General features: G+C 68.2%; 17 protein-coding genes. 12 read left to right on the forward strand and 5 right to left on the reverse strand.

Annotation, left to right across the window (positions count from 1 at the left end; genetic code table 11):
* Positions 1-285: 285 nt before the first annotated feature.
* Positions 286-1,794, reverse strand: a complete 1,509-nt coding sequence (locus GWK18_RS11065; RefSeq protein ID WP_166835283.1) for a helix-turn-helix domain-containing protein — start codon at positions 1,792-1,794, stop codon at positions 286-288.
* Between the two features lie 284 nt (positions 1,795-2,078).
* Between GWK18_RS11065 and aceA the strand changes: the two genes are divergently transcribed.
* Together aceA and aceB are read left to right on the forward strand one after the other, a co-directional pair.
* On the forward strand, positions 2,079-3,377 hold the full coding sequence (gene aceA / locus GWK18_RS11070) for an isocitrate lyase (protein ID WP_166835285.1): 1,299 nt from the start codon (positions 2,079-2,081) through the stop codon (positions 3,375-3,377).
* Positions 3,378-3,482: 105 nt separating this feature from the next.
* Positions 3,483-5,171, forward strand: a complete 1,689-nt coding sequence (gene aceB, locus GWK18_RS11075; RefSeq protein WP_166835287.1) for a malate synthase A — start codon at positions 3,483-3,485, stop codon at positions 5,169-5,171.
* Between the two features lie 135 nt (positions 5,172-5,306).
* On the opposite strand, the gene GWK18_RS11080 is transcribed toward aceB, so the two are convergent.
* Positions 5,307-6,452, reverse strand: a complete 1,146-nt coding sequence (locus GWK18_RS11080; RefSeq protein WP_123824952.1) for a glutamate--cysteine ligase — start codon at positions 6,450-6,452, stop codon at positions 5,307-5,309.
* Between the two features lie 166 nt (positions 6,453-6,618).
* Here GWK18_RS11080 and GWK18_RS11085 point away from each other — a divergent pair, with 166 nt between their 5' ends.
* Positions 6,619-8,004, forward strand: coding sequence for a glycoside hydrolase family 3 protein (locus tag GWK18_RS11085; protein WP_166835289.1), 1,386 nt, complete (start codon positions 6,619-6,621; stop codon positions 8,002-8,004).
* A gap of 26 nt (positions 8,005-8,030) precedes the next feature.
* On the opposite strand, the gene GWK18_RS11090 is transcribed toward GWK18_RS11085, so the two are convergent.
* Positions 8,031-9,386, reverse strand: coding sequence for a methyltransferase domain-containing protein (locus tag GWK18_RS11090; RefSeq protein ID WP_348535934.1), 1,356 nt, complete (start codon positions 9,384-9,386; stop codon positions 8,031-8,033).
* A gap of 324 nt (positions 9,387-9,710) precedes the next feature.
* Between GWK18_RS11090 and groES the strand changes: the two genes are divergently transcribed.
* The 9 genes from groES (at position 9,711) to GWK18_RS11135 (ending at position 24,556) form a co-directional block, all read left to right on the forward strand.
* Positions 9,711-10,007 (forward strand): co-chaperone GroES, encoded by a 297-nt coding sequence (gene groES, locus GWK18_RS11095; RefSeq protein WP_047689510.1) that lies wholly within the window; start codon positions 9,711-9,713, stop codon positions 10,005-10,007.
* Between the two features lie 17 nt (positions 10,008-10,024).
* Positions 10,025-11,626, forward strand: a complete 1,602-nt coding sequence (groL, locus tag GWK18_RS11100) for a chaperonin GroEL (RefSeq protein WP_166835291.1) — start codon at positions 10,025-10,027, stop codon at positions 11,624-11,626.
* 207 nt (positions 11,627-11,833) lie between these two features.
* Positions 11,834-13,981 carry an acyltransferase family protein gene (locus GWK18_RS11105; protein ID WP_166835293.1) on the forward strand — a complete coding sequence of 716 codons (2,148 nt, stop codon included), beginning with the start codon at positions 11,834-11,836 and terminating at the stop codon, positions 13,979-13,981.
* Positions 13,982-14,063: 82 nt separating this feature from the next.
* A complete protein-coding gene (guaB, locus tag GWK18_RS11110; RefSeq protein ID WP_199732550.1) occupies positions 14,064-15,590 on the forward strand; it encodes an IMP dehydrogenase in 1,527 nt (508 codons plus the stop codon).
* A gap of 32 nt (positions 15,591-15,622) precedes the next feature.
* A complete protein-coding gene (locus GWK18_RS11115; protein WP_123825017.1) occupies positions 15,623-16,744 on the forward strand; it encodes a GuaB3 family IMP dehydrogenase-related protein in 1,122 nt (373 codons plus the stop codon).
* 67 nt (positions 16,745-16,811) lie between these two features.
* Positions 16,812-17,789, forward strand: coding sequence for an SURF1 family cytochrome oxidase biogenesis protein (locus GWK18_RS11120; protein WP_123824956.1), 978 nt, complete (start codon positions 16,812-16,814; stop codon positions 17,787-17,789).
* Positions 17,789-18,391, forward strand: a complete 603-nt coding sequence (locus tag GWK18_RS11125) for a DUF3817 domain-containing protein (protein ID WP_123824957.1) — start codon at positions 17,789-17,791, stop codon at positions 18,389-18,391. Before GWK18_RS11120 ends, GWK18_RS11125 begins: the two co-directional genes overlap by 1 nt.
* 156 nt (positions 18,392-18,547) lie before the next feature.
* Positions 18,548-20,110 carry a glutamine-hydrolyzing GMP synthase gene (guaA, locus tag GWK18_RS11130; RefSeq protein ID WP_233568732.1) on the forward strand — a complete coding sequence of 521 codons (1,563 nt, stop codon included), beginning with the start codon at positions 18,548-18,550 and terminating at the stop codon, positions 20,108-20,110.
* A 147-nt stretch (positions 20,111-20,257) separates the two neighbouring features.
* Complete coding sequence (locus GWK18_RS11135; protein ID WP_199732551.1) at positions 20,258-24,556, forward strand: hypothetical protein; 4,299 nt, start codon at positions 20,258-20,260, stop codon at positions 24,554-24,556.
* Between the two features lie 288 nt (positions 24,557-24,844).
* Here the strand turns inward: GWK18_RS11135 and GWK18_RS11145 are convergent, their stop codons facing one another.
* Together GWK18_RS11145 and GWK18_RS11150 are read right to left on the reverse strand one after the other, a co-directional pair.
* Positions 24,845-25,834: an SAF domain-containing protein gene (locus tag GWK18_RS11145; protein WP_166835295.1), complete on the reverse strand. Its 990-nt coding sequence runs from the start codon at positions 25,832-25,834 to the stop codon at positions 24,845-24,847.
* 80 nt (positions 25,835-25,914) lie between these two features.
* The gene (locus GWK18_RS11150) at positions 25,915-26,289 is read right to left on the reverse strand and encodes an FmdB family zinc ribbon protein (RefSeq protein ID WP_123824960.1); all 375 of its coding nucleotides are present in this window, start codon (positions 26,287-26,289) and stop codon (positions 25,915-25,917) included.
* Positions 26,290-26,317 lie beyond the last annotated feature (28 nt).

The following is a 26,317-nucleotide window of genomic DNA, read 5'->3' on the forward strand; positions in this document are numbered from 1 at the left end:
CCACAGACCCCACACCGGCATCGGCGGCCAAACACCCTCACAACGCGTTCACAACGTCACGGGGAAGTACAGCTAGACTAAGACTCTGGGAAGGAACAGATCATGTCTGAGCGACCGACTATGACCACCCGCAACGGGGTGACGTCCATGAAGCGCAGCGTTCCCTTCACGCCGAAAATTCAGCAGGTGAAGGCATCGAGCGGGTCCACGGTGGTTCGAAACCCCGGAATCAAGGCTGCGCAGGGGAATGGGACTAGGACACAAGCACAGCGCAAAGCATCCTGACTACTCCCGTTCCGTCTGGTCCTGCAGGAACTGGAAGACCTCGACCTCGTCCACACCCGGGAAGGCGCCGGAGGGCATGGCCGCCAGCAGGTGCGCGTTGGCCCGGGCGGCCGGGCGGGCGTTGCCGCCCCACGCGGATTCCAGTTCGGGGGAGGGGATCCGGCAGCACGTCGGATCGGGGCAGCGGGACACCGACCGAGAGGTGGTGTCCTTGCCGCGGAACCACCGGGCGTCGTCGAACGGCACCCCGATGGACAGCGAATACAGACCGGAGGAATGCCCCTCGACCACGGCGGTGCACCAGTACGTCCCGTTGGGGGTGTCCGTGTACTGGTTGAAGGCGCGGAAGTGGTCGCTGACGTCGAAGACCTCCCGTGAGGTCCAGTACCGGCAGACCTGCTGGCCCTCGATCGCGCCGATGTGATCGGACGGGAAGAGCACCTCGTCGTTCTCGTAGGCCTTGTGGATTATGCCCGACTCGTGCACCTTCTGGAAGTGGCAGCGGATCCCCAGGTGCTCGGTGGCCAGGTTGGTGAACCGGTGGGCGGCTGATTCGTAAGACACCCCGAAGACGTCGCGCAGGTCCTCGATGGCCAGATCACGGCGTTCCTTGGCGGTCCGAAGGAACCGCACGGTTTGCTTCTGCGGCATCATTAGCGCCGCGGCGAAGTAGTTGGTGTAGACCCGCTGGCGCAGGAAGTCCGAGTAGTCCTCCGGTTCGCCCTGGTTCAACACGTACGCACCGATGGCCTGCAGCAACACCGAACGGGGCTCGTGGCCGGGTGTCCCCACGCGGGAGAGGTAGAACCGCCGGTTCTTCAGGTCCGTCACTGACCGCGTGGAATGGGGCAGCCCGGAGACCAGGTGCACCGAGAACCCCAGATGCTCCGCGATGTCCGCCGCCGCGTGGTGGCTCAGTGGCCGGTCCGCGTGCCCCACGGCCTCGAGCAGCCGCTGAGCCTCCTGTTCGAGCTCCGGGTAGTGGTTGCCGCAGGCCTTCATCTCTTGCCGCAGCTCCACGTTCGCCCGCCGCGCCTCCTCGGGGGTGGCGGCCTGCTCCTCCATTCGGCGGCGCAGTTCCAACTGCAGCCCGGCGATCACCTCCAGCACCTCCGTGGGCATTCGCGGGGTGATCTTGACGGTGGGCAGCTGCAGCGAGGCGTAGTGCGGGGAACGCTGGGCCTTCTCGACGGCGATCTCCAGTGCCGCGCGCCGGCTCGGGGCCTCGGTGCTCAGCAGGGCGTCCATGCTGACGCCCAGGGCCGACGCCAGATCTGAGAGCAGGCTCAACTTGGGTTCTCGCCGGCCGTTCTCGACCAGCGACAGGTGGGAGGCCGTTGCCCCGACCCGATCCGCGAGGGCGTCAAGAGTGAGGCTGCGCTGCGTGCGCAGATGCCGGAGCCGCCGCCCCAGCACCACGCCGTCCCAGGACTCGGCTGCCTCTCCGGAGTCGAGCCGGGGAGAGGGTGAGGTGCGGGCCGGGACTGCCTGGGTCGGGGGGAGTGCCATGGCAGGACTATGGCAGGTCCGCGAGGGCCTGTCCACGCGATCCTGTCAAGAACCGGTGATCTTCTCTCATGTCACGGGAAGCGCCGTGATTCGCGCCCGAAAGACCCGCAATTCCTGCACATCTTGGAAGTCCGTCAGGTGCCGCTGTTCTTTTCTCGACGGACCCCTCGTGCGGCCCGGTCGGTGCGATCAGAGTTGTCCACACGAGCCGGGCAATCAACCGCCAGGCACTTCAGATGACGACCAACAGAGCACGAGCAACACATCACGATCGGAGCCAGATCATGGCACAGCAGCGCACCCCCGTTTCCGCCGAACACATCCAGCACGACTGGGACAACAACCCGCGGTGGCAGAACACCGAACGGACGTTCACCGCCGCCGACGTCGTGAAGCTGCGGGGTCGGGTCCAGGAGGAGAACACGCTGGCCCGCCGCGGTGCGGAGAAGCTGTGGGATCAGCTGAGCACGGAGCACAGCACGGGTGACTACACCAACGCCCTCGGCGCGTTGACCGGTAACCAGGCCGTGCAGCAGGTCAAGGCCGGCTTGCGGGCCATCTACCTCTCCGGCTGGCAGGTCGCCGCCGACGCCAACCTTTCCGGCCACACGTACCCGGACCAGTCCCTGTACCCGGCCAACTCCGTCCCTCAAGTGGTCCGCCGGATCAACAACGCGCTCCTGCGAGCGGATCAGATCGAACACGCGGAAGGCGTCCACACGGTCGAGGACTGGTTGGTGCCAATCGTCGCCGACGCCGAAGCCGGCTTCGGCGGCCCCCTCAACGCCTACGAACTCATGAAGTCCATGATCACCGCCGGGGCCTCCGGGGTGCACTGGGAGGACCAGCTGGCCTCCGAGAAGAAGTGCGGCCACCTGGGCGGCAAGGTCCTGATCCCCACCGGCCAGCACGTGCGGACCCTCAACGCGGCCCGACTGGCCGCCGACGTCGCCGACGTTCCGTCGGTCATCGTGGCCCGCACGGATGCCGAGGCCGCCACGTTGATCACCTCCGACGTCGACGACCGTGACCGCGAGTTCCTGACCGGTGACCGCACCGCCGAAGGCTTCTACAAGGTCCGTAACGGGGTGGAGCCGTGCATCGCCCGCGCCAAGGCCTACGCCCCCTACGCGGATCTCATCTGGATGGAGACCGGCACCCCGGACCTGAACCTGGCCCGCCGCTTCGCCGAAGCCGTCAAGTCCGAGTTCCCGGACCAGATGCTGGCGTACAACTGTTCGCCGTCGTTCAACTGGAGGAAGAACCTGGACGACGCCACGATCGCCACCTTCCAACGCGAGCTCGGTGCCATGGGTTTCACCTTCCAGTTCATCACCCTGGCCGGTTTCCACGCCCTGAACCACTCGATGTTCGACCTTGCCCGCGGGTACAAGGAACGGCAGATGTCCGCCTACGTGGAACTCCAGGAACGCGAGTTCGCCGACGAGGCGCACGGCTACACCGCGACCAAGCACCAGCGCGAGGTGGGCACCGGGTACTTCGACGCGATCTCCACCGCCCTCAACCCGGAGGGCTCGACCCTGGCGCTGGCCGGTTCGACCGAGGCCGGGCAGTTCCACTGAGCGGAGCCGCCCGTTCCGCACCGATCCCATCCGTCGCACCCAACACCAACACCACCAACACCACCCGCACCGCCCCGAACGCCCACGCACCCCCAGGAGTACGCCATGTTTGCATCGACCACCGAAGTGACCGTCAACGGCATCACGCTGCGGGGCCACCAGGTCCCCGGACAACGCAAGATCCTGACCCTGGAAGCACTTGAGTTCCTGGCCCATTTGCACCGGAAGTTCGAGTCCCGGCGTCGCGACCTGCTCGCGGACCGCCAAGAGGTCAAGGCCAAGATCTCCCGGGGCTGGACCCCGGACTACCCGGAGGAGACGCGTTCGATCCGGGAGGACGACACCTGGCAGGTGGCGCCCTTGGCCCCCGGCCTGAACTACCGCCAGGTGGAGATCACCGGCCCGGTGGACCGGAAGATGACCGTCAACGCCTTGAACTCGGGAGCCATGGGGTGGATGGCCGATTTCGAGGACTCCTCGACCCCCGCCTGGGAGAACGTGGTGGGCGGGCAGGTCAACATGTACGACGCCATCCGTCGCCAGATCGACTTCACCACCGAGGCAGGCAAGCGCTACCACCTGGACCCGGACCCCCAGGACCGGATCCCCACGATCAACGTGCGGCCCCGCGGCCTGCACCTCACGGAGGACCACGTGTTGGTGGACGGGGAACCCATCTCCGGCTCCCTCATGGACTTCGGGCTCTACTTCTTCCACAACGCCAAGGAACTGATCTCGCGCAGCAGGGGCCCCTACTTCTACCTCCCCAAGCTCGAGCACTACCGCGAGGCGCGCTGGTGGAACGACGTGTTCTGCGCCGCCCAGGACTACCTGCGGATCGACCGTGGAACCATTCGTGCCACGGTTCTCATGGAGACCATCACGGCCGCCTTCCAGATGGAGGAGATCCTCTACGAGCTGCGCGAGCACGCGGCCGGTCTCAACGCCGGACGGTGGGACTACATCTTCTCGATCATCAAGATGTTCCGGGACCGGGGGCCCGAGTTCGTGCTGCCGGACCGCGCGCAGGTCACCATGACCGCCCCCATGATGCGTGCCTACACGGACCAACTCGTCCGCGCCTGCCATCGCCGTGGGGCCTCCGCGATCGGCGGGATGGCCGCCCAGATCCCGAACCGGAAGGATCCCAAGGCGCACAAGGCCGCCCTGGAGAAGGTGCACGACGACAAGCTGCGCGAGGCCAACGACGGCTTCGACGGCTCCTGGGTGGCCCATCCGGATCTGGTGCCGATCGCCATGGAGGCCTTCGGTGAGGTCCTGGGCACCTGCCCCCACCAGATCCGCACCCAGAAGCGCACCGACGTCACCCCGGACGCCGCCGCACTGCTCGATGTGGGCGCGACCGAAGGTGAGATCACCGAAGCCGGGATCCGGCTCAACATTGACGTCGGAATCCGGTACATGGAGTCCTGGCTGCGGGGCACGGGTGCCGCCGCCATCCACGGACTCATGGAGGACGCTGCCACCGCTGAGATCTCGCGTTCACAGATCTGGCAGTGGATCGACGCCGGCGCCCACGCCCGCACGTCGGAGGTCGGTGACGCCCGCACGGTCACCCGTGCCTGGGTTCAGGAGATGGTGGAAGAGGTTTTCACGGAACTGTCGCGCACCGACGGCGACCGGTTCGACGACGCCCGGGACCTGTTCGTGGCCTCCGCCCTCGCGGAGCAGTTCCCGGCCTTCCTGACCGTCCCGGCCTATGAACAGTGCCTCTCCGCAACGGCCCAGCGCCGGGAGGAGCCGACCCGGGCATTCGCAGAAGCCGCAGCCTGATCCGTCTCTCCTCCACCTACCCGCCGAGTTCGGGGTTGTTCCGCCTATTAGACCGAATAGGCGGAACAACCCCGAACTCGGCGCATGTGGCGGTGGGGAGTGTGGGGGTGGGGGAGCGGTGGTGGGGGTGGTGCTTCAGGAGGTCTGGACCTGGCGGACCACGTCCAGGGCGGTTTCGCGCAGGTCGCCGTCGTGGGCGTCAGCGATCGCTCGCTGCCGCTGGTAACCGGCGCCGTCGGCGATGATCTCCAGAACCCAGGACAGCTCGGTGGCGCACCCCAGGTCCTCGGCAATGGGAGTGAGCCGCTCGACGATCTCCGCCAGGTGGTCGGTGACGCGCGGTTCGGCCAGTGAGTTGTCCTTGATGATGATGGCGTCCAGGCCGTACCGGGCCGCCCGCCACTTGTTCTCCTTGACCAGCCAGGGACGCATCTGCTCGACCGTCCCGCCGCCGTCGAGAATCCTGGAGGTCTCCTCGACCAGGCACTGGGTGAGGGCGGCGATCGCGCCGATGTGCCGGAGGCTGGACGGGGCGTCGCAGAAACGCATCTCCACCGTCCCGAACTTGGGGACCGGACGCACGTCCAGGCGCGATTCGCTGATGTCGTCGATCACGCCGGTGGTCAACAGGTCACCCAGGTGCTGTTCGTACTCCGCCCAGTCCTTGAACGCGTAGGGGAGACCCGCGGTGGGCAGCTGCTGGAAGATCTGGGAGCGGTGGGAGGCATAGCCGGTGTCCTGCCCGTTCCAGTACGGCGAATTGGCGGACAACGCCAGCAGGTGCGGGTAGTGGGCCAGCAGTCGGTCCTGCACGGGCAGCGCCTTGTCCTGCGAGTCGACCCCCACGTGGACGTGCATTCCGTAGATGACCATTTGTCGGCCCCAGTACTGGGCGCGGTCCACCACCGTGAAGTAGCGGTCCTTGTCCACCACGGACTGTTCCTGCCACCGCGAGAACGGATGGGTGCCGGCAGAGAACACGGCCAGCCCGCGGGGCTCGGCAATGCCTCGAATCTCCCGCATGAGTTCGGCGAGCTGACCCGTGGCTTGTGAAACGGTGTCGCACACGCCCGTGACCAGTTCGACCGTGTTCTCCAGGAACTCTCCCGTGAGGGTGGGGCCCATGGCCTGGTCGTCGGCGCGATCGGGCAGCGCCTGGTGTACGGCCTTCATGACCTCTTGGCCGCGGGGCACCAGCGCACCGGTGGTGGCGTCGACCAGGGCCACTTCCCATTCCAGACCGATCGTGGACTGGGAGGAGTGCTCGAACTCGATGTGCACGGAACCTCGCTGCCGATGTGCGCCGTATGGAACGGAAGGGAACGGGTGGGAACGGTGTGGAACGGGCGTTCACGGGTGCGGACTACGGCGTCGCAGCCCGCGGAGAACACACTCTAGTTTAGGGAGCAGGCTGCCAGTACCGGATGTCCTGTCTAGTCTGGAGGACATGCGCCGTAACCCGATTTCCCCCTCCGGCTTGGCCACCACCGTCCTCCTGACCGCAGGGCTGTTCGTGCTCCCGTCATGCGCATCGGGTGGACCCGGTGACGGTTCCTCCGGTGCCGCTTCGGCCTCCGGTGATCCGACCTCCACCACCTCGACGACGACGGGCCCATGGGCCGTCGACGCCGCAACCCAGGAGGCCGCCGAACAGGCCGTCCGGTCGATGAGCGTGGAGGAGAAGGCCGGTCAGGTCATCGTGGCGAGCTTCGACGGGTCGGACGCCGCCGCCGTCGACGCCCAGATCCAGACGATTGAGGACCTCCATCTGGGCGGTGTGATCGTCATGGGTCGCAACGTGCCGACAACGGGGGGAGCGGGTGAGACCCAGGAGGACAGCGCGCTGGGTGGTGCTCAGGGCGTGGACGTGAACGCCATGACCGAGCAGAACGCCCGGATGCAGGACGCGCTGTCCAGCGCGCACGAAGGCCAGGACTGGCCCGGCATCATCTCGGTGGACCAGGAAGGCGGTACGGTCACCCGCCTCGGAGCGCCCTTGACCCAGTGGCCGCTGACCTCGGACATCGGCGAGGCGAATGACCCCGACCTGACCAGGGAAGCGGCCGCGGGGTTGGCCTCGGAGCTCTCGGGGCTCGGCTTCACGATGAACAACGCACCGTCCGCGGACGTCACCACGCCAGGGGACGCCGTGGTCCTGGACCGCTCCTACGGGTCGGATCCGGAGAACGTGGGGGAGCAGGCCGTGGCCTCCGTCGAGGGGCACACGGACGCGGGACTGGTGTCATCTCCCAAGCACTTCCCGGGACACGGGTCCGTGACCACCGACTCCCACGTCGGCCTGCCGGTCCAGGAGAAGTCCGTCGAGGACCTCAAGACCTCCGACTGGGTGCCCTTCCAGGCCGCGGTGGACGCCGGTGCCCCGACGGTCATGATGGGCCACATCGCGGTCTCGGAATGGGACGCAAAGATCCCCGCAACACTGCAGTCGAAGGCCTACGACGCCGTCCGCAACGACCTGGGCTTCAAGGGCGCGGTGGTGACAGATGCGCTGGACATGGGTGCACTGCAAGGCATGGTCGGTCCCGGAAAGACGATCGACACCGGCGTGACCACCCCGGCCGGCGCCGCACTGCAGGCCGGCGCGGACCTGCTGCTCATGCCCGAGGACGCCGCCGCCGCCCACGCCGACATCGTCCAGGCCGTCGAATCCAGTGCCATCCCGGAGGACCGGCTCGACGAGGCCGCGACCCGGGTGGTGGCGCTGCAGATGATGCAGAAGAAGGCTGCCGAGGACCCGGAGGCCCCGGCCAGTGAACCGGGCAGCCACCAGGAGCTGGTCACCAGGATCGAGGAGGCCCAGCCCGCGCAGTGACGCGCCTGGTGAAACCGAGAAATGGACTACCGCACGGGGTCCGCGACCAGGACCACGCGGCGCTCGCCGTCGTCGGTGGCCACCCGGGTGAGGATCAGGGTGGCGCGGTTGGGCCCCTTGGGTTTGAGCTGCTTGCGCAGCTGCTCGGGGGTGACATCCGTGCCCCGCTTCTTGATCTCCAGGGTTCCCACCTGGTTGGTCTTGACCCAGGTCTTGAGCACCTTGACGGTGTGCGGCAGGACTTCCCGGATGCGGTAGGCGCGGGCGAACGGTGATGCGGTAGGGGCATCTTCCGATTCCAACCCGACCAGGTAGGCGATCCGAGGATGCAGCAATTGGGCGCCCAGGTCCGCGGCCAGTTCCTGCACCAGCCCGGCCCGGATCACCGCGCCGTCGGGTTCCCACAGGAGTTCGCCTGCGTTCGGCACCCCGCGGGGCGTCGGTTCCGATGACGCCTCTGACGTCGATTCCGACGACGGCGACCCCTGGGATTGAGCGTCCGTGGGCCCCTGTGGAAAGTCCTCGGCGGAGGTCAACTCGTGGACCCGGCCGTCGTCGTCCATGACGGTCGCCGCGCGTCGTACGCCTTCGCGCGCCAGGGTGTTGAACCAGAGCACGACTTCGACAACGTCCCCGCGGTGGGAGACCCATTGGGCTTCGCACCCCGAGGGGATGGCGTCGTGCGGAAGGCCCGGCCCCAGCTTGACCCCCACGGGCATCCCGGTGGCGGCAAGAGCCTCGACGAAGGACAGGGGAGGGGAGAACGCTTCCGGGTCGAAGAGCCTGTGGCTCGCCGCGGATTCGGGACGGTCCGGTGTGCGCCGCGCCGGATCCAGCCACACCGCCTCGGGGCGCCCACCCGGGAGGTCGTCGAGCCCGAGGTCGAGCACGTCACCGCAGACCACGGTGGTGTCCCGGAAGTCCGCCAGATTGGCCGAGGCGACCGCTGCGGTCGTGGGATCGAGCTCCACCGCCACGACGCCGAGTCCGCACTCGGCCAGTGCGATGGCGTCCGCGCCGATGCCACAGCCCAGATCGGCCACGTTCGCCACACCTGCCGCCGCGAATCGGCGGGCGTGAAGATCGGCCACCGCGTGGCGGGTGGCCTGTTCCAGACCCGCTCGGGTGAAGAACATCCGGGGAGCCCGATCGCCGAACTTCTCCGCGGCGGCGGTCCGAAGTCGGGACTGGGTCACGGCGGCGGCCGCCACCTCCGGATCGACCCCCTCCGCGCGCAGACGCGTCACGTGCGCAAGGGCGTCGCGTTCGCGGTACGGACCCAGCCCGTCCACCAAGGCTCGACCCTCGGGGGTCAACAGGCGCAACAGTGGTGAGGATTCCTCGACCGGGGCTGGGGCATCGGAGGCGTACGCGGAGGACACAACTACCACGCTACCGTCGGCCGGCTCCGGGCCAGCCACGGACCCACTGTCCGCTGTGAGCGTCAGGCTGGCACTCGCCTTGACCGACTGCTAAGGGGCTCTTACAGTGATCGTTGGCACTCTCCTTGCGGGGGTGCTAAGGGAATCGGGCCGATCGGCACCGCGACGACGGTTGGCACGCCCGCAGGTCCACGTCCATCCGGGATCCCCTGACCCGGCCACCTCGAGTGGCCGCGCACAGGGGGCAGCAGCCCGGGTGAGTGACCGTGACAAGCACAAGCATTCCGACGCGACTCACCCGTGAGTCCATGAAAAGGAGCCATCGTGTCGATCTCCATCAAGCCGCTCGAAGACCGCATCGTCGTTCAGGTTGTTGAAGCCGAGCAGACCACCGCTTCCGGTCTGGTCATCCCGGACACCGCCAAGGAGAAGCCCCAGGAGGGCAAGGTCCTGGCTGTCGGCCCGGGTCGTTTCGACGAGTCCGGCAACCGCCTTCCGATGGACGTCAAGGAGGGCGACGTCGTGATCTTCTCCAAGTACGGCGGAACCGAGGTCAAGTACGGCGGCCAGGAGTACCTGGTCCTCCCGGCGCGCGACGTCCTCGCCGTCGTCGAGAAGTGAGCTGAGTTCACACCGACATGGCAAAGCAACTCATTTTCAATGAGGACGCCCGTAACCATCTGAAGGCGGGCGTCGACAAACTCGCCGACACCGTCAAGGTCACCCTGGGCCCCCGCGGCCGCAACGTGGTGCTCGACAAGCAGTGGGGCGCACCCGTCATCACCAACGACGGCGTGACCATCGCCCGCGAGGTCGAGCTCGACGACGCGTACGAGAACCTGGGCGCCCAACTGGCCAAGGAAGTCGCGACCAAGACCAACGACGTCGCCGGTGACGGAACCACCACCGCAACGGTGCTGGCCCAGGCGCTGGTGACCGAAGGCCTGCGAAACGTGGCCGCCGGTGCCGCTCCCGCCCAGATCAAGAAGGGCATCGAGGCCGCGGTGCAGGCAGTGTCCCAGCGTCTGCTGGACAACGCCCGCCCCGTGGAAGGCGAACAGACCGCCAGGGTCGCCGCCATCTCCTCGCAGTCCGACGAGATCGGCGAACTGATCGCCCGTGCCTTCTCCGTGGTGGGCAAGGACGGCGTGATCACGATCGAGGACGGCTCGGGCACCGAGATCGAACTCGACGTCACCGAAGGCATGCAGTTCGACAAGGGCTACCTGTCGCCGTCGTTCGTCAAGGACGCCGAGCGCCAGGAAGCCGTCATGTCCGATGGCTACATCCTGCTCTACCAGGGCAAGATCTCCTCGGCCGCCGACATCATGCCGGTGCTCGAGAAGGTCCTGCAGGCCAAGAAGCCGCTGACGATCATCGCCGAGGACGTCGAGGGCGAAGCCCTGTCCACGCTCGTGGTCAACAAGCTGCGCGGCAACCTGGACGTCGTCGCCCTCAAGGCACCGGGCTTCGGGGACCGCCGCAAGGCGATCCTGGAGGACCTGGCCGCCCTGACCGGTGGCACCGTGGTGACCTCCGAACTGGGGATCACGCTCGAGCAGGTCACCCTGGACCAGCTCGGCACGGCCCGCACCGTGACCGTGACCAAGAACGACACCACGATCGTCGACGGCGGCGGCACCACCGAAGCCATCGAGGATCGGGTCTCCCAGATCCGGGCCCAGGTCGAGCGCACCGATTCCGAATGGGACCGGGAGAAGCTGCAGGAGCGCCTGGCGCGCCTCTCCGGCGGTGTCTCGGTCATCAAGGTGGGCGCTGCGACCGAGGTCGAGGCCAAGGAACGCAAGCACCGGATCGAAGACGCCGTGTCCTCGACCCGCGCTGCCCTGGAGCAGGGCATCGTCGCCGGCGGTGGTTCGGCTCTGGTGCACGCGTCCAAGGCTCTGGACGAGAACGATCTCGGCCTCAGCGGTGACGCCCTGGTGGCGGTGGACATCGTCAGCCGGGCCCTGCGTGAACCCTTGCGGTGGATCGCGCAGAACGCCGGTCAGGACGGCTACGTCGTCGTGTCCCGGGTCCAGGACCTGGAGCCGGGCAACGGCTACGACGCCAAGGCAGACCGGTACACCGACCTGCTGGCCGCCGGGATCATCGATCCGGTCAAGGTTACGCGCTCCGCTCTGCAGAACGCCGCTTCGATCGCCGCGCTGGTCCTGACCACGGAGACGCTGGTCACGGACAAGCCGGCCGAGTCCGACGATCACGGGCACCAGCACTGACGCCCTGACAGAACACGGGCGGCGCCCCTGAAGGGCCCCGACAGGTGACGAGCCTCGCCCACCCGGTTACGGGTGGGCGAGGCTTTTCGCTGGTAAGTTCAAGCCGCGTGCGGCCTGGGAGCGGGCCGCTTCCGTGTCGCAACGTCGCACCAGGGCCCGGGCCGACCGCCGGGTCGCCGTGTCTGGACGAGGGGATTGAAGAGAAGCATGGGTGAAATCGGCCAGGAGCGGAAGTCGGGCCTCGACCCCGCCGCTGTGGACCAGGTGGCCCGGTACTCGGGATTCCGCCCGGAGATCCAGGGCCTGCGGGCCGTGGCCGTCTTCATGGTCGTGTCCTACCACATCTTCTTCGGCCGGGTATCCGGTGGCGTGGACATCTTCCTGCTGATCTCCGCGTTCTTCATGACGCTCTCCTTCGTGCGCAAGCTCGAAGGCGGCCGGCCTCTGCAACTGGGCCGCTACTGGTTGCACACCTTCAAGCGGCTGCTCCCCATGGCCGTGGTCACCGTTCTGGGCACCTTGGTGCTGACCGCACTGTTCTTCCCCGCCAACCGGTTCGAGGAAGTCACGCGCCAAGCCGTCTCGACGCTGACCTACACCCAGAACTGGGCCTTGGCCTTCACCCAGGTGGACTACTACGCGGTCGACCGCTCCACGGCCAGCCCCCTGCAGCACTTCTGGTCGCTGTCTGTCCAGGGACAGGTCTTTCTCACCTGGCCGCTGATCTTCGGCCTGGCCTGGTTGATCACCCGACGCACCCGGTTGCGTGTGGTCCCGGTTCTCGCCGTTCTCTTCGGGGCGGTGTTCACGGCTTCCCTGATCTTCTCCGTGATCACCACGGCCGAACAGCAGGAATTCGCCTACTTCGACACCCGCACCCGCCTGTGGGAATTCGCCTTGGGCTCCCTGCTGGCCCTGGCGATTCCGTACCTCAACCCGCCCCGCTGGTTGCGCGTCCCACTGGGGTGGGCCGGCCTGATCTCCATGATCCTGGTGGGCTTTCTGGTGGATGTCCAGGGCGCCTTCCCCGGGTGGATCGCGCTGTGGCCGCTCCTGTCGGCCGCCGCCATCATGGTCGCCGGGCAGTCCGGTTCCCCGATCGGGCTCGACCGGATCTTCGCCTCCCGGCCGCTGGTCAAACTCGGTGACGCCTCCTACGCCCTGTACCTGGTGCACTGGCCGCTGCTGATCACCTACCTGGTTCTGCGTGAGCGCCCCGTCGCGGGCCCCCGCTCGGGCGTGGTGCTCGTCCTGGTGTCACTGGGCCTGGCCATCCTGGCCACCAAGTTCATCGAAAAGCCCCTCAAGAAGTGGAAGTGGCCGGAGGCGACCAAGCCCCGACTGGTCGGTGCGGTCATCTTGTGCCTGATCATCGGCCTCACCCCCGCGTTGGCCTGGCAGCAGGCCATGAACCGGCAGGTGGAGACGGCCCCGAGTGGTCCGAACACGGACAACCCCGGTGCGTATTCGCTGGCCGCCGACTACCAGCCCACGGGTAACGACGACGCCCCCACCATCCCGTTGCCCCAGCAGCTCGAGGCTCAGGCTCCCAACCGTGGACCGGCCTGCCCGGCGGAGTGGAACATCCCGGCAGAAGCACAGGGGCTGTGCACCAACGCCACGCCTGACGTAGAGAACCCTGAACAGACCCTTCTGCTGATCGGCAACTCCCACGCCGAACACTGGCTGGATGCCATTCGGCCGCTGGCCGAGGCCAACAACTGGCGCATCGTGACCTACATCAATCCGGGCTGTTACTTCACCACCGAGGAGGATCAACGCTTTGACAACTGCCGCCCGTGGCTGGCAGCAGCCGACCCGCTGATCGAGACCGTCGACCCGGACATGATCGTCACCCAGTCGACGTTCACCAATGCCGAGGGTGAGTTCTACAAGGAACCGTTCGCGCAACGGCTGCAGCAGCTGACCGACGAAGGACGTCGCGTGGTGGGGATCCGCGACATTCCGCGTTTCACGGAACCCGGTGCGGACTGTGCCCTGCAGTCCCGGACCGACGGTGCCCCGGAGTGCACCCGGGGGCATCCGATGCTCGGCCAACCGGACCCCGCTCAGCCCCTGGCCGACGCGAATCCTCTGTTCTCCGAGGTGGACCTGGTGGATCAGGTCTGCCCGGACGAGAAGTGCCCCGCGGTCATCGGCAACATGTACGTCCAGTGGGACTCGGGGCACCTGACGGTTCCGTTCACGCGCTCCTTGGCACCCGTCTTCGCCGAACGCTTCACCGCCGCAGTGGCCACGGACGGCGTCGTCGTGGAGGAACAACCGGACCTGCCCCTGGTCGAACCCGGTGAACTGGAGAAGGACCCGTCGATGGAGCCCACCGGCGGCCAATGAGCGGCGTGGCTCACTGTCTTGGGAGCCGGTGCCGCCGGGTGCCTAGAATGAGCCGAAGCCCCATCCCGCGAAAGGTGTCGTAGTGTCTGAAACCCCCGTGCCCACCGCGCTGTCCGAGGATCCGTTCGGCCTCACCGGCCTCACCTACGACGACGTGCTCCTGCTGCCGGGGAACACCAACGTGATTCCTTCCGAGGCATCCACCCGGTCCCGGCTCTCGCGGCGCATCGAGTTGGAGGTGCCCCTGCTCTCCGCGGCCATGGACACCGTGACCGAGTCCAAGATGGCCATCCAGATGGCGCGTCTGGGCGGCATGGGCGTGCTGCACCGCAACCTCTCCATCCAAGACCAGGCCGACAACGTGGACCGGGTCAAGCGCAGCGAGTCCGGCATGATCACCGCCCCGGTGACCATCGGCCCGGACGCCACCATTGCGGAACTCGACCGCCTGTGCGGCTACTACAAGGTCTCCGGCCTGCCCGTGGTGGAGGACGGCGACCGGCTGGTGGGCATCATCACCAACCGGGACATCCGTTACCTGCCGGAAGGCGACTACCAGACCCGCACCGTGCGGGAGATCATGACCCCCATGCCCCTGATCACGGGCCGAGTGGGCATGCCCAAGGACGAGGCCTTCAAGCTGCTGGCCTCCAACAAGCTCGAGAAGCTCCCGCTCGTGGACGACGCCGGACGCCTCACCGGGCTCATCACCATCAAGGACTTCACCAAGGCGGAGCAGTACCCCCACGCCTCCAAGGACGCGGAGGGCCGCCTGCGGGTGGGTGCCGCCGTCGGGTTCTTCGGCGACGGCTGGGAACGCGCCATGGCCCTCGTGGAAGCCGGCGTGGACGCGCTGTTCATCGACACAGCCAACGGTCACTCGCAAGGTGTTCTGGACATGATCGCCCGCCTCAAGAAGGACTCCGCGGTGGACCACGTGGACGTCATCGGCGGCCAGGCGGCCACCCGGGCCGGCGCCCAGGCCCTGATCGACGCCGGCGCCGACGCCGTCAAGGTCGGTGTGGGACCGGGTTCGATCTGCACCACACGCGTAATTGCCGGGGTGGGCGTGCCCCAGGTGACCGCGATCAACGAATCGGCCAAGGCAGCCATCCCGGCCGGTGTCCCGCTGATCGCCGACGGCGGTCTGCAGCACTCCGGCGACATCGGCAAGGCACTCGTGGCCGGCGCCGACTCCGTCATGGTCGGATCCCTGCTGGCGGGCACCGACGAGTCCCCCGGGGACCTGATCTTCGTGCAGGGCAAGCAGTTCAAGGCCTACCGCGGCATGGGCTCCCTGGGGGCCATGCAGACCCGGGCCGGCAACACGTCGTTCTCCAAGGACCGCTACTTCCAGGCCGACGTGGCCTCCGACGAGAAGCTGATCCCCGAAGGCATCGAGGGCCAGGTTCCGTACCGGGGCCCGCTGGCCTCCGTGCTCCACCAGCTCGACGGCGGTCTGCGGCAGACCATGTTCTACACCGGTGCCGCGACGGTCGAGGAACTGAAGTACAAGGGCAAGTTCGTGCGGATCACCCCGGCGGGGTTGAAGGAATCCCACCCGCACGACATCTCCATGACCGTCGAAGCCCCCAACTACAAGCGCTGATCCCGGCGCCGATCAGGACGAACACCGTGACCATGAACCTTGACATCGAGATCGGCCGCTCCAAGCGTGCCCGGCGCACCTACTCGCTGGACGAGATCGGGCTGGTGCCGTCCCGGCGGACCCGGGACCCGCGCGAGGTTTCGACCGGGTGGAAGATCGACGCGTACTCCTTCGACACGCCCTTCATCGGCGCACCGATGGATTCGGTGATTTCCCCGGCCACCGCGATCGCCATGGGCCGCCTGGGGGTCTTGGGCGTGCTGAACCTCGAAGGACTGTGGACCCGCTACGAGGACCCGCAGCCCATGCTGGACGAGATCGCCGACCTGGCGGCCGACGACCTGCCCGCTGCCACGCGGCGCATGCAGGCGATCTACGCCGAACCCATCCAGCCGGAACTCATCACCGAACGGTTGCGGGAGATCCGCGAGGCCGGCGTCATCGTGGCCGGGGCGCTGACCCCGCAGCGCACCCAGGAGCACTACCGGACGGTCATCGAGGCTGGCGTGGACCTGTTCGTGATCCGCGGGACCACCGTCTCGGCGGAGCACGTGTCCCAGGCCGAGGAGCCGCTGGACCTCAAGAAGTTCATCTACGACCTGGACGTGCCGGTGATCGTGGGTGGGGCGGCCGGTTACACGCCTGCACTGCACCTGATGCGCACGGGTGCCGCCGGAGTCCTGGTCGGCCTGGGTGGCGGTGCGGCCATGCGCACGGAGCAGGTCCTGGGCATCCACGCCGCGGGTGCCTCAGCGATTTCCGACGTCGCCGCGGCCCGCCGCGACTACATGGACGAGTCCGGGGGCCGGTACGTGCACGTGATCGCCGACGGCGGACTGGGCACTTCCGGATCGATCGTCAAGGCCCTCGCCATGGGCGCCGATGCGGTCATGCTCGGCACCGCGTTGGCCCGGGCGGAGGAGGCACCCGGGCAGGGGTGGCACTGGGGGGCCGAGGCCCATCACGCCGATGTTCCCCGCGGTGTGCGCACCCGGGTGGAGACCGTGGCACCCCTGGAGCAGCTCCTGCAGGGTCCGTCCCATCACGTGGACGGGACCTCCAACCTCGTCGGCTCGCTACGGCGTGCGATGGCGACCACCGGGTACACGGACCTCAAGGCGTTCCAGCGCTCGGAGGTCGTGATCCGCGGCTGACCTCGGGTCGGCCACGTCGGCCGCCAGGGATTGGGTGCCGCCCGGCGGCGATCACTAGACTGGCACGGTGCTACGGACAGCCCTCAGACCCAAATCACTCGCCGTGCTGGCGGTGTGTCTGAGCATCGCCACCGCGTTCGTGCTCCTGAGCAGGTGGCAACTCGAATCCAGCCACGACGGTCGGACGGTCTACGACCCCGCCAAGGAGGTCGTGACCGACATCGGCGATGTCGTGCCGGCCGGTGAGCCTGCGTTGGCCACCTTCGCGGACCAGGCCGTGTCCGCCACCGGGACCTATCGCCCCGATTCCACGGTGGTGATCGCGGACCGGCTGCAGAACGGGACCCGCGGTTGGTGGGTGGTCGACGCCCTCGAGGTGCAGGATTCCGCCGACCAGTGGCCCGACGCCGGGCAGGACCTCGTGATTCCCGTCGTGCGCGGGTGGGTCGAGGACCCGGAGGTAGGACTGGACACCGAACCGCCGTCGGGGGAGGTCGCCGTCGTCGGACGATTCCTCCCACCGGAAGCGCCCGTGTCCACCGAGGACCAGCCCGAAGGCGTGTACGCCTCCCTCTCACCGGCCCAGCTGACCAACGTGTGGGACGCCCCGGTCTACTCGGGGTTCGTGACGGCCGACGCGGAGTCTGCCGCGGCCGACGGGCCCCGGATCGATGCCGACGGCACGCTGCCCCAGGACGGTTCCTTGCTCAGTGGGGACCTGGAGATCGTCCGGGTGGACCAGCAGCCCACGGACACGTCCGTGAACTGGCTCAACGTGTTCTACGCCCTGGAATGGGTGGTCTTCGCGGGCTTTGCTCTGTGGATCTGGTTCCGCTCCGTCCTCGACGACCACCGGCGTGAGACCGATCCCGAGTCCTGGTTCGTCCTGGGTGGGGACGAGACCCCGTACTACTGGGACGATGAAGCGGAGCGTTACTACTACTACGACCCCGTGGCCGACACCTACTACTACTTCGACGACCAACCGAGCCGTTCCGGGTCCTCGAGCGGCTCGGGCCCCCGCACAGAAAGCGATCAGATCTGATGACCCCCTCTTCCGAGAACGCCCGGCACCAGGACGCGGATTCCGCACCCAAGCCCCGCGAGCGGACCGACGGTGTGCGCGTCCCGGTGCCGGAGGGGGCCGACCCGTCCAAGGCGGCTCGCCCCGGGAGCCCGGATTCGGCGGCGATCCGCACCCGGCGCCGGTTCGGCGGCACCGAATCCCAGATCCGCGGGGCCCTGGTGTTCTACATGGTGTGCGCCTGGGTCTCCGGTACCTTCCTGCTCCTGCTGGTCGCGGAGATGATCACCCGCTACGGCTTCGGTTACGACCTGATCGCGGGGGGAACGTGGGCGGCCACCGGGGAATCGAACTTCCTGGGGTTGCGCAACAACGACCTCATGACGATCGACGGCGGCGTCAACGTATCCACCTGGATCCTGATCGTCCACGGCTGGTTCTACGTTGTGTACCTGTTCTCCTGTTTCCGGGTCTGGTTGCTCATGCGCTGGCCGTTCCCGCAGTTGATCGTGATGGCCCTGGGTGGTGTGGTCCCGTTCCTGTCCTTCATCGTCGAACGCAAGATCCACCGCACTACGACGGCGGAGTTGGCAGCCAACCCCAAGGCAGCCAAACGTTACTGATTCACCTCCTGGTTGGTTCCCGGGCGCCCCGGAACGACTCCCGGGCAGGTTCTGTCCGACTCCGGATCCGCACTCCGGTGCCCTAGAATGACGGCCGTGACATCGCAGCCTTTTGACCCGGCCCACCTTTCCGCAGATGCCCCTGACCAGGGGCCCGTGCTCGTCGTCGACTACGGGGCTCAGTACGCCCAGCTGATCGCCCGCAGGGTCCGGGAAGCCGATGTCTATTCGGAGATCGTTCCCCACACGCTGTCCACGCAGGAGATCCTGGCCAAGAACCCGTCGGCCCTGATCCTGTCGGGCGGGCCGTCCTCGGTCTGGGCGGAAGGCGCTCCGCAGCGCGACGCCGCCCTGTTCGAAGCTGGCGTGCCCGTCCTCGGCATCTGCTACGGGTTCCAGGTCATGGCGCAGGCACTGGGCGGCACCGTCGCCAAGACCGGCGCACGCGAATACGGCTCCACGGACATTGCCGTGAACGTCACCGACGGCGCGGAGCCCACCTCGATCCTGGCGGGTACCCCGGCCACCCAGGTCGCCTGGATGAGCCACGGTGATTCCGTGACCCAGGCTCCTGAGGGCTTCGAGGTCCTGGCCTCCTCACCCGGTGCGCCCGTCGCGGCGTTCGCCGACGCCTCCCGGAAGCTGGCCGGTGTGCAGTGGCACCCGGAGGTGCGGCACTCCCGGTTCGGTCAGCAGGTCCTGCGGAACTTCCTGTTCGACGTCGCGGGACTGCAGCCCACTTGGTCCACGGAGAACATCATCGAACGCGAGGTCGCCAAGATCCGCGACCAGGTCGGCGACGGTCGCGCCATCTGCGGCTTGTCCGGGGGAGTGGACTCGGCCGTTGCCGCCGCGTTGGTGCAGCGGGCCATCGGTGACCGTCTGACCTGCGTGCTGGTGGACCACGGACTCATGCGTCAGGACGAGGTCGAACAGGTCGAGACCGAGTTCGTCGCCGCAACGGGCGTCAACCTGCACATCGCCCGCGAATCGGACCGGTTCCTGGGCGCCCTGGCGGGAGTGACCGAACCCGAGACCAAGCGCAAGATCATCGGCCGCGAGTTCATCCGCGCCTTCGAAGCCGCCGAAGCCGAGGTGCTGCTGGAAGCCAAGGCGGAAGGCGCTAAGGTGGGCTACCTGGTCCAGGGGACCCTGTACCCGGACGTCGTCGAATCCGGCGGTGGCGAGGGTGCGGCCACGATCAAGTCCCACCACAACGTGGGTGGCCTGCCCGAGGACCTCGAATTCGAACTGGTCGAGCCCTTGCGGGAACTGTTCAAGGACGAGGTCCGCGAAGTCGGCCGCCAGCTCGGGTTGCCCGAATCGATCGTCGGTCGGCAGCCGTTCCCCGGCCCCGGACTGGGCATCCGCATCATCGGTGAGGTCACCGAGCACCGTCTGGACATCCTCCGCCGCGCCGACGCCATCGCCCGCGCCGAGCTGACGGCGGCGGGTTTGGACAACGAGGTGTGGCAGATGCCCGTGGTGTTGCTCGCCGACGTCCACTCGGTCGGGGTCCAGGGCGACGGGAGGACCTACGGGCACCCCATCGTGCTGCGTCCCGTGTCCAGCGAGGACGCGATGACCGCCGATTGGTCCCGGTTGCCCACCGAGTTGCTGGCCAGGATCTCCAACCGAATCACCAACGAGGTCGAGGAGATCAACCGCGTGGTCCTCGACGTCACCTCCAAACCCCCCGGAACGATCGAATGGGAGTGATCGGTCGGGCCCCCACCGGCCGATCCCTCCCACGGGCCGAGCACCGCTGGCCCCACACGCCCTGACCGGGGCCGTGTCCGGGGCCCGCCCCAAGTGCTCGTGCCCCGCCCCCACGCCTTCACGCGTTTGACTTCATCAGGAGAAGCTTTGTCCCCCTCGTCCAACCCGTCTCCCCAACCGGGCACGGTCTCCCTCCACGCCTGGACCCGGCAGATGGATGCCTACACGGGCCCGGACACCCTGTTGGACTTCAACCAGGTGGACAACGTCTGCATTGACCTCACCGAGGCGAACTCCTCGGGGCAGGCTCAGCTGCTCATGGGGCGTCCCACCCGGTTGTCGACCATCCTGCGGGAACACCACGAGTTCAACCGCGCGGCCTCGGCTGCCCGGGCGCTGCGCACCAAGGTGCATGAACTGTCCACCCAGCACGGGTTGGACGCCGCGTACCTCGCCGCGGGAACGGCGTCGTGGCTGTACCAGGGGCCCGCCGGCCGCGGTCCCCAGGGCAGCTTCAAGGCCGGGGCGGAGAAGCGCTTCATCGCCCCGGTCCTGCTGGCCCCGGTCACGATCAAACCGCGGGCCGACCACGACGACTTTGACCTGCAGCTCGTCGGGCCCGCCCGCCTGAACCCTGCGCTGGTCAGGCGACTGCTCGAGGACCACGACGTCGACCTGAGCACCGGTGAGCTGGCCCGTCTGGCCTACGGGACCCGTCGACTGGACCCCGCCCCGGTGCTGGAAACGCTGCGGGCGGTGGCCGCTGACGTTCCCGGCATGCACGTCGAACACCGGCTGCTGATCTCGACCTTCGCCGACCTGCACGACCGCCCCGCAGACGATCGTGTCCCGGCGCGGACCGCCGTCGTCCGCGATCTGGCCAAGCTCAAGGAATCGGGGGCCGTGGTCCCGCAGATCAGCCCGATCACCGTGAACGCTGCGCCGTTGGACGAACGCGACCCGGCGGACGAGTTGCTGTTGTTGGACGCCGACCCCTCACAGCAGGAGGTCGTGGACCTGGCCACCGAGGGGAACTCCTTCGTGGTCAAGGCGGCTCCCGGCACCGGGCAGATCGCCACGGCGGTCAACACCGTCGGTGCCTTGGTCGCCGAAGGCCGGTCCGTGCTGGTGCTGGCCGAGCGCCGCTCCACCCTGGCCGACTTCCACCGTGGATTCGAGATGCTGGGGCTCAGCTCCACCGTGTTGAAGCTCGGATCGCATCTCACGGGGGAGGACGTGGCCCAGCAGCTGATCCAGGCCATCACCCGTAACGAACGGGCCACCGAGCCGGACCTGGGCGCTCTGCACGACCAGTTGCGCTCCACGCGCGCCAAGCTGTCCGGGCACATCGCCTCCCTGCACTCGCACCGCTCACGCTGGGGTGCCTCCCCGTACCAGGCCATGCAGGCCCTGGCCGATCTGACCTCCCGCACGGACGGGCCGCGGACCAAGGTGCGGTTCTCCCGCGGCGTCCTGGACGCCTCGGCCCACAGGCAGGAGATCACCCGTCAGCTCGAGCGGGCCGCCGACCTGGGGGCTTTCGAGGCCAAGGTTCTGGAAGGGCCGTGGGAAGGCGCTCGCCTGGTCAACGACGAGGAAGCCCGCCAGGCACGCCACCTGGCGCAGTCACTGCTGCTCGAACTGACCACGCTGGAAACCGGGATGCGCAAGGTCCTGGCCGTCTCCGACCTGGCACCGGCGGCGACCGTCCCGGAATGGGGGCAGCAGCTGCGGCTCCTGCAGGAGGTCCGGGACTCGCTCAAGCGCTTCACCCCGGACATCTTCGACCGTCCGGTCACCGATCTGATCGCGGCCACCGCAGGATCCTCCTGGCGCAAGGACCACGCCATCGAGATGTCAGGCCTGCAGCGCTCGCGGTTGCGCAAGGCCGCCAAGGAGTACATCCGTCCCGGGGTGCACCTCACGGATCTGCACTCGGCCCTGGTCAAGGTTCAGTCCGAACGGGACCGTTGGCGGTCCTGGTCCTCCAAGCTCGAACAGCCCGCCGTGTCCGAGGACATCGACGGCGTCGCCGCGACCCACAAGCGCTTCATGGAAGACCTGGAGGGCCTGGCGATCGCTCTGGAGGGCTCCGCCACGGGCCGTGGGCTGGTGGATCGCGACGCCAATTCCCTGAGGGAGATCCTCAACGACCTCATCGACGACGAGGAGAACCTGGCCACGATCCCCGAGCGCATCCTGCTGCTCGAGGGCCTGCGTGACCGTGGACTGGGCGAGTTCATCGACAGCCTGGTCAAGGACCGCACACCGAAGGACAAGGTGTCCGAGGAGTTCGACCTGGCCTGGTGGCAGTCGATCCTCGAAGCCATGGTCTCCGGGGACGACTTCCTCCCGATGACCGACGGGCCCTCCCTGCGCACGGCCGAGCAGCAGTTCCGCCGCGCCGACTGGACTCACATCTCCTCCGGCCCCTCCCGCCTCGAGTGGTCGCTGGCGCAGCGCTGGCACACCGCGGTCTCTTCGAACCCCGAGGCCACCGGGCAGCTCCGGGAGATGCTCCGCCACGGGTCTGCTCCGCTGCACCACGTGCTCAAGGCCTGCGAACCCCTCGTTGCCTCCTTGGTGCCCGTGTGGACCGCGAGCCCGTTGGTGCTCTCGGCCGCGTTGCCGGAAGACGTGGACGTGGACGCCGTCGTCGTCCTGGACGGGGAATCCTCACCGCTGGCCTCCGTGCTGCCCGCCGTCACGCGCTCCCGCCAGGTGATCGTGTTCGGTGACCCCGCGCTCGGCGTTCCGCGCCCGTTCACGGTGGCGCCCATGACCTCGCCGCAGCGCAACGCCCCGGCGGAGATCGATTCCGCGTACGACGCCTTGGCCCGCGTGGTTCCCGAGCAGGTACTCACCACCCTGTACCGGGACATGGCTCCCGAACTGTTCGAGCAGCTCAACGAGGATTTCTACGATTCCCGCCTGACGCGCATGCCCACGGCCGATGCCGTGATCGGTGGAAAGCCGATGCTGCAGGTCGAATACGTGCCGGACGGCGTCGGGGTCGAGACGGCCGGCAGCCAGGGGGTCCAGTCGCCCAATGCCGAGGTGCGCCGCGTGGTTCAGCTGGTCCTGCGGCACGCCTCGCGTACCCCGGACCGTTCGTTGGCCGTGGTCACCCCGAGCGCCGCGCACGCGACGCGCGTGGCACAAGGCGTCCGCGCTGTCCTGCCGCAGCGCCCCGAGTTGGCCGAGTTCTTCAAGGCCGGTACGGAGTCCTTCCGCGTGGTCGACCTGCGGCGTGCCGTGGGGCTGCAGCGTGACACCGTGATCTTCAGCCTGGGCTTCGGCCGGACCGACGACGGACGCGTGCGCCCCTACTTCGGGGAGCTTTCGGAACGATTCGGCCGCCAGAACTTCGTCCTCGGGCTGACCCGAGCCAGGCACCAGACCCTGGTGGTTTCCTCCGTCCACCCGGACGACGTCGAACCGCACACCCTGCACCAGGGTGCGCGCGACTTCCATCGCCTGCTGGCGCGACTCGAGGAGCTCGGCAACGTCCAGCAACCCGCGCAGCTGGATCCGCTGGTTCCCGCTCAGGACGAATCAACGGTCCCCGAGGAGGCCCCTGAGACGACGACGCCGGAGGCCGCCCAGCAGGAAGCCGCCGGACGGGACACCACGGAGCCGGAGGTCGAGGTGAGCGACGGGGCGTCTGAGGCAGGCGAGCCGACCACCGGTGACACGGAGTCCGAGTCCTCGGCTGACGCGGAGGGCTCCGGCGCACAGGATTCCGAGATGCAGGGCTCCGAAGTGCAGGATTCGGAGGCGGAGGACGCAGCCACCGCGCCGCGGGACGAACCCACGACTTCTCGGCCTGTGCTCTCCCTGGTGCGCAACGACGAGGCCGACGGTCCTGAAATCACCCGGCATCCCTCGTCACCGGAGGAACCGGGCGGGGAGGAACCCGCGGCGCGGGGTGTTGAAGACGACGAGCGGGAGGCCCAGCCCGAACCGGTGCGCGCGGTCGTTCACGATCCCATGGAACTCGCGGACGCCGCCGTGCACGAGGACGCCTTGGTGCAGGACCTGTCGCGTCGTCTGGTGCAGCGGGGCGCGGTGGTGCGCCACCACTTCCAGGACAAGATCGACCTGGTGGCCTGGGCCGAAACCGCGGAGTCGATGTCCGCCGGCGCTGTGGTCAACGGGCGGCGGCGCCCCGAGGGACAGCCCCTGCGCATCCCGGTGGCGGTCGAGTCCGACGGCTCCGAGGAGGCCGCCGCGATGTCCGTGCGCGAACGGTCGCGGCTGCGTCCGCAGAACCTGGAGCGAGCCGGGTGGAATTACCTCACCCTGTGGACCATCGAGGTGTTCACCGACCCGGACACGGTCGCGGACCTCATCCGTCGTTACCTGGGGCTGCCGACTCCCGGTGCCACCAAGCGTGGCCCGGTCCGGGACGACGCCGACGCGCAGGCGCCCGGGGACCAGGGGTGACCGAGGGGCCCTCCGGACAGCGCCGTCCCCGCGGGACGAGGCGTGCGACGGGTGGGCGCCCCGCAAAGCCTGCGGACCCAGGCGTCGCCCGTCGTGACTCACAGGGCGAGCCGCGGCTGCCCGGTTGGGAACCTGCTGCCGACCCGGAGTCCCCGATGGAACGGGACGGCGGTGAATCCCGCGGGGACTGGCTCAAGTCGCAACGCCCCCCGCACTGGGGCTGACTCCGGGCACAGCCCTGGGGGGCGCTGCGGACGCCGGGACGGACACCGTGGAACGGCCTCCCGGTCATTCCTCCGGTGCGACCGTCCCGGGAACCTCGGTGCCGGATGACACCAGGACCGGGACCAACTCCTCTCCGTCGCTGGCGGCGATGCGCTGTGCGGTCTGGGCATCGGCTCCGACCACCAGCAGGTCCTGTTGCGAGTCCGTGGTCGATGACGAGAGCAACCCGTCGGTCGGTTCGGTCGGGTCGGCGACCCACAGGACGGTGACGTCTCCGGCCACGACCTCCTGCGTTTGCTCGGACCCGTCCGCCGCGCCCGATCCCCCGGGGGAGGCGCTTGCGCTCGCGTCCTCCCCGTCCGCGGGTGGATCGGCGCGATCGAAGGGGCTGTCCTGCGTCCCTTGGCGAACCAGGTCAACCGTCTGCCCCGGACGCAGATGCGTGAGCGAACCGGAATCGGGAACTCTGATGGTGACCGCGGTGGTACCCGCGGGTTGGCCGTCCAGCAGATCGGGGCCGACCACGCTGGGGCCCGTGAGCGGCTGCCCCTCCACCACGGCGGTGGACAAGGTCCGACCCACCCAGTGCTCGATCGTCCCGGGGGCTGCTCCTGCGGCGGTGAGTTCCACGTCTCCGTCGGAGTCCGGTTCGGACGAGTCGCCTTCGGGCGCCAGCGTCACCGGATAGTCGACCACCTCCAGGTCTGCCTCCGTGAGGACGGCACCGGCGCCCAGGGAGTTGGCGGCAACGACGACGGGCACGGTCTCACGCTCATCGGGACTGAGCTGCATGACGGCCACCGCCACGGCGATGCTCAGGAGCGCGGCCGCGACCAGCCGACGCCGTCGGGAGACCGCGGTGCGCAGCTGAATGGCCAGGGGATAGCGCGGGCGTTGGTGCCGGCCACGGTGACGGAGACCGTTGAAAAGCCCCGAGGAGCGCGTGGGGCGTCGGGTGGGGCCGGAGCGTTGCCGTGAACCAGCCGTGGAGGCCCGGGAAGCCCGGGAGGTCCGTGAAGACTGGGGCGAGCGAGTATGACCAGGGAGCCGCATACGGGCACGCTAGGTCTGGTGCGTCGACGTTCGTCGTTCTCCACCGGCGCCCGGACCGGCACCCTTGGCCGGGGCCGGGGTCAGGACCCTGTGGAGCCGGAACCGCCAGAGGCGGCCGAAGACTTCGTGGCGGAGGACGAGCCGGAGGAACCGGAACCCGTGGCGAAACCCGCGGAGGATCCCGAGGATGCCGTCGGGGAGGATTCGGCGCTGGACTTCTTGGCCGAGGACGCCTCTGAGCTTCCCGTGGATCCACCTCCGGACGTGGCAGTGGAGTCCTTGCGGGAATCGGTTCGGTAGAAGCCGGAGCCCTTGAACACGACGCCCACGGAGTTGAACTGCTTGCGCACCTCACCCGAGCACTCGGGGCAGACCTTGATGGGATCGTCCGAGAACGACTGACGAACGTCGAACTGGTGGCCGCAGTTCTTGCACTTGTAGGCGTAGACGGGCAAGCGATGCTCCTGGGGTGTCGGTGGCCGG

The organism is Kocuria sp. JC486 (assembly GCF_011602805.1).
Classification (GTDB): domain Bacteria; phylum Actinomycetota; class Actinomycetes; order Actinomycetales; family Micrococcaceae; genus Kocuria; species Kocuria soli.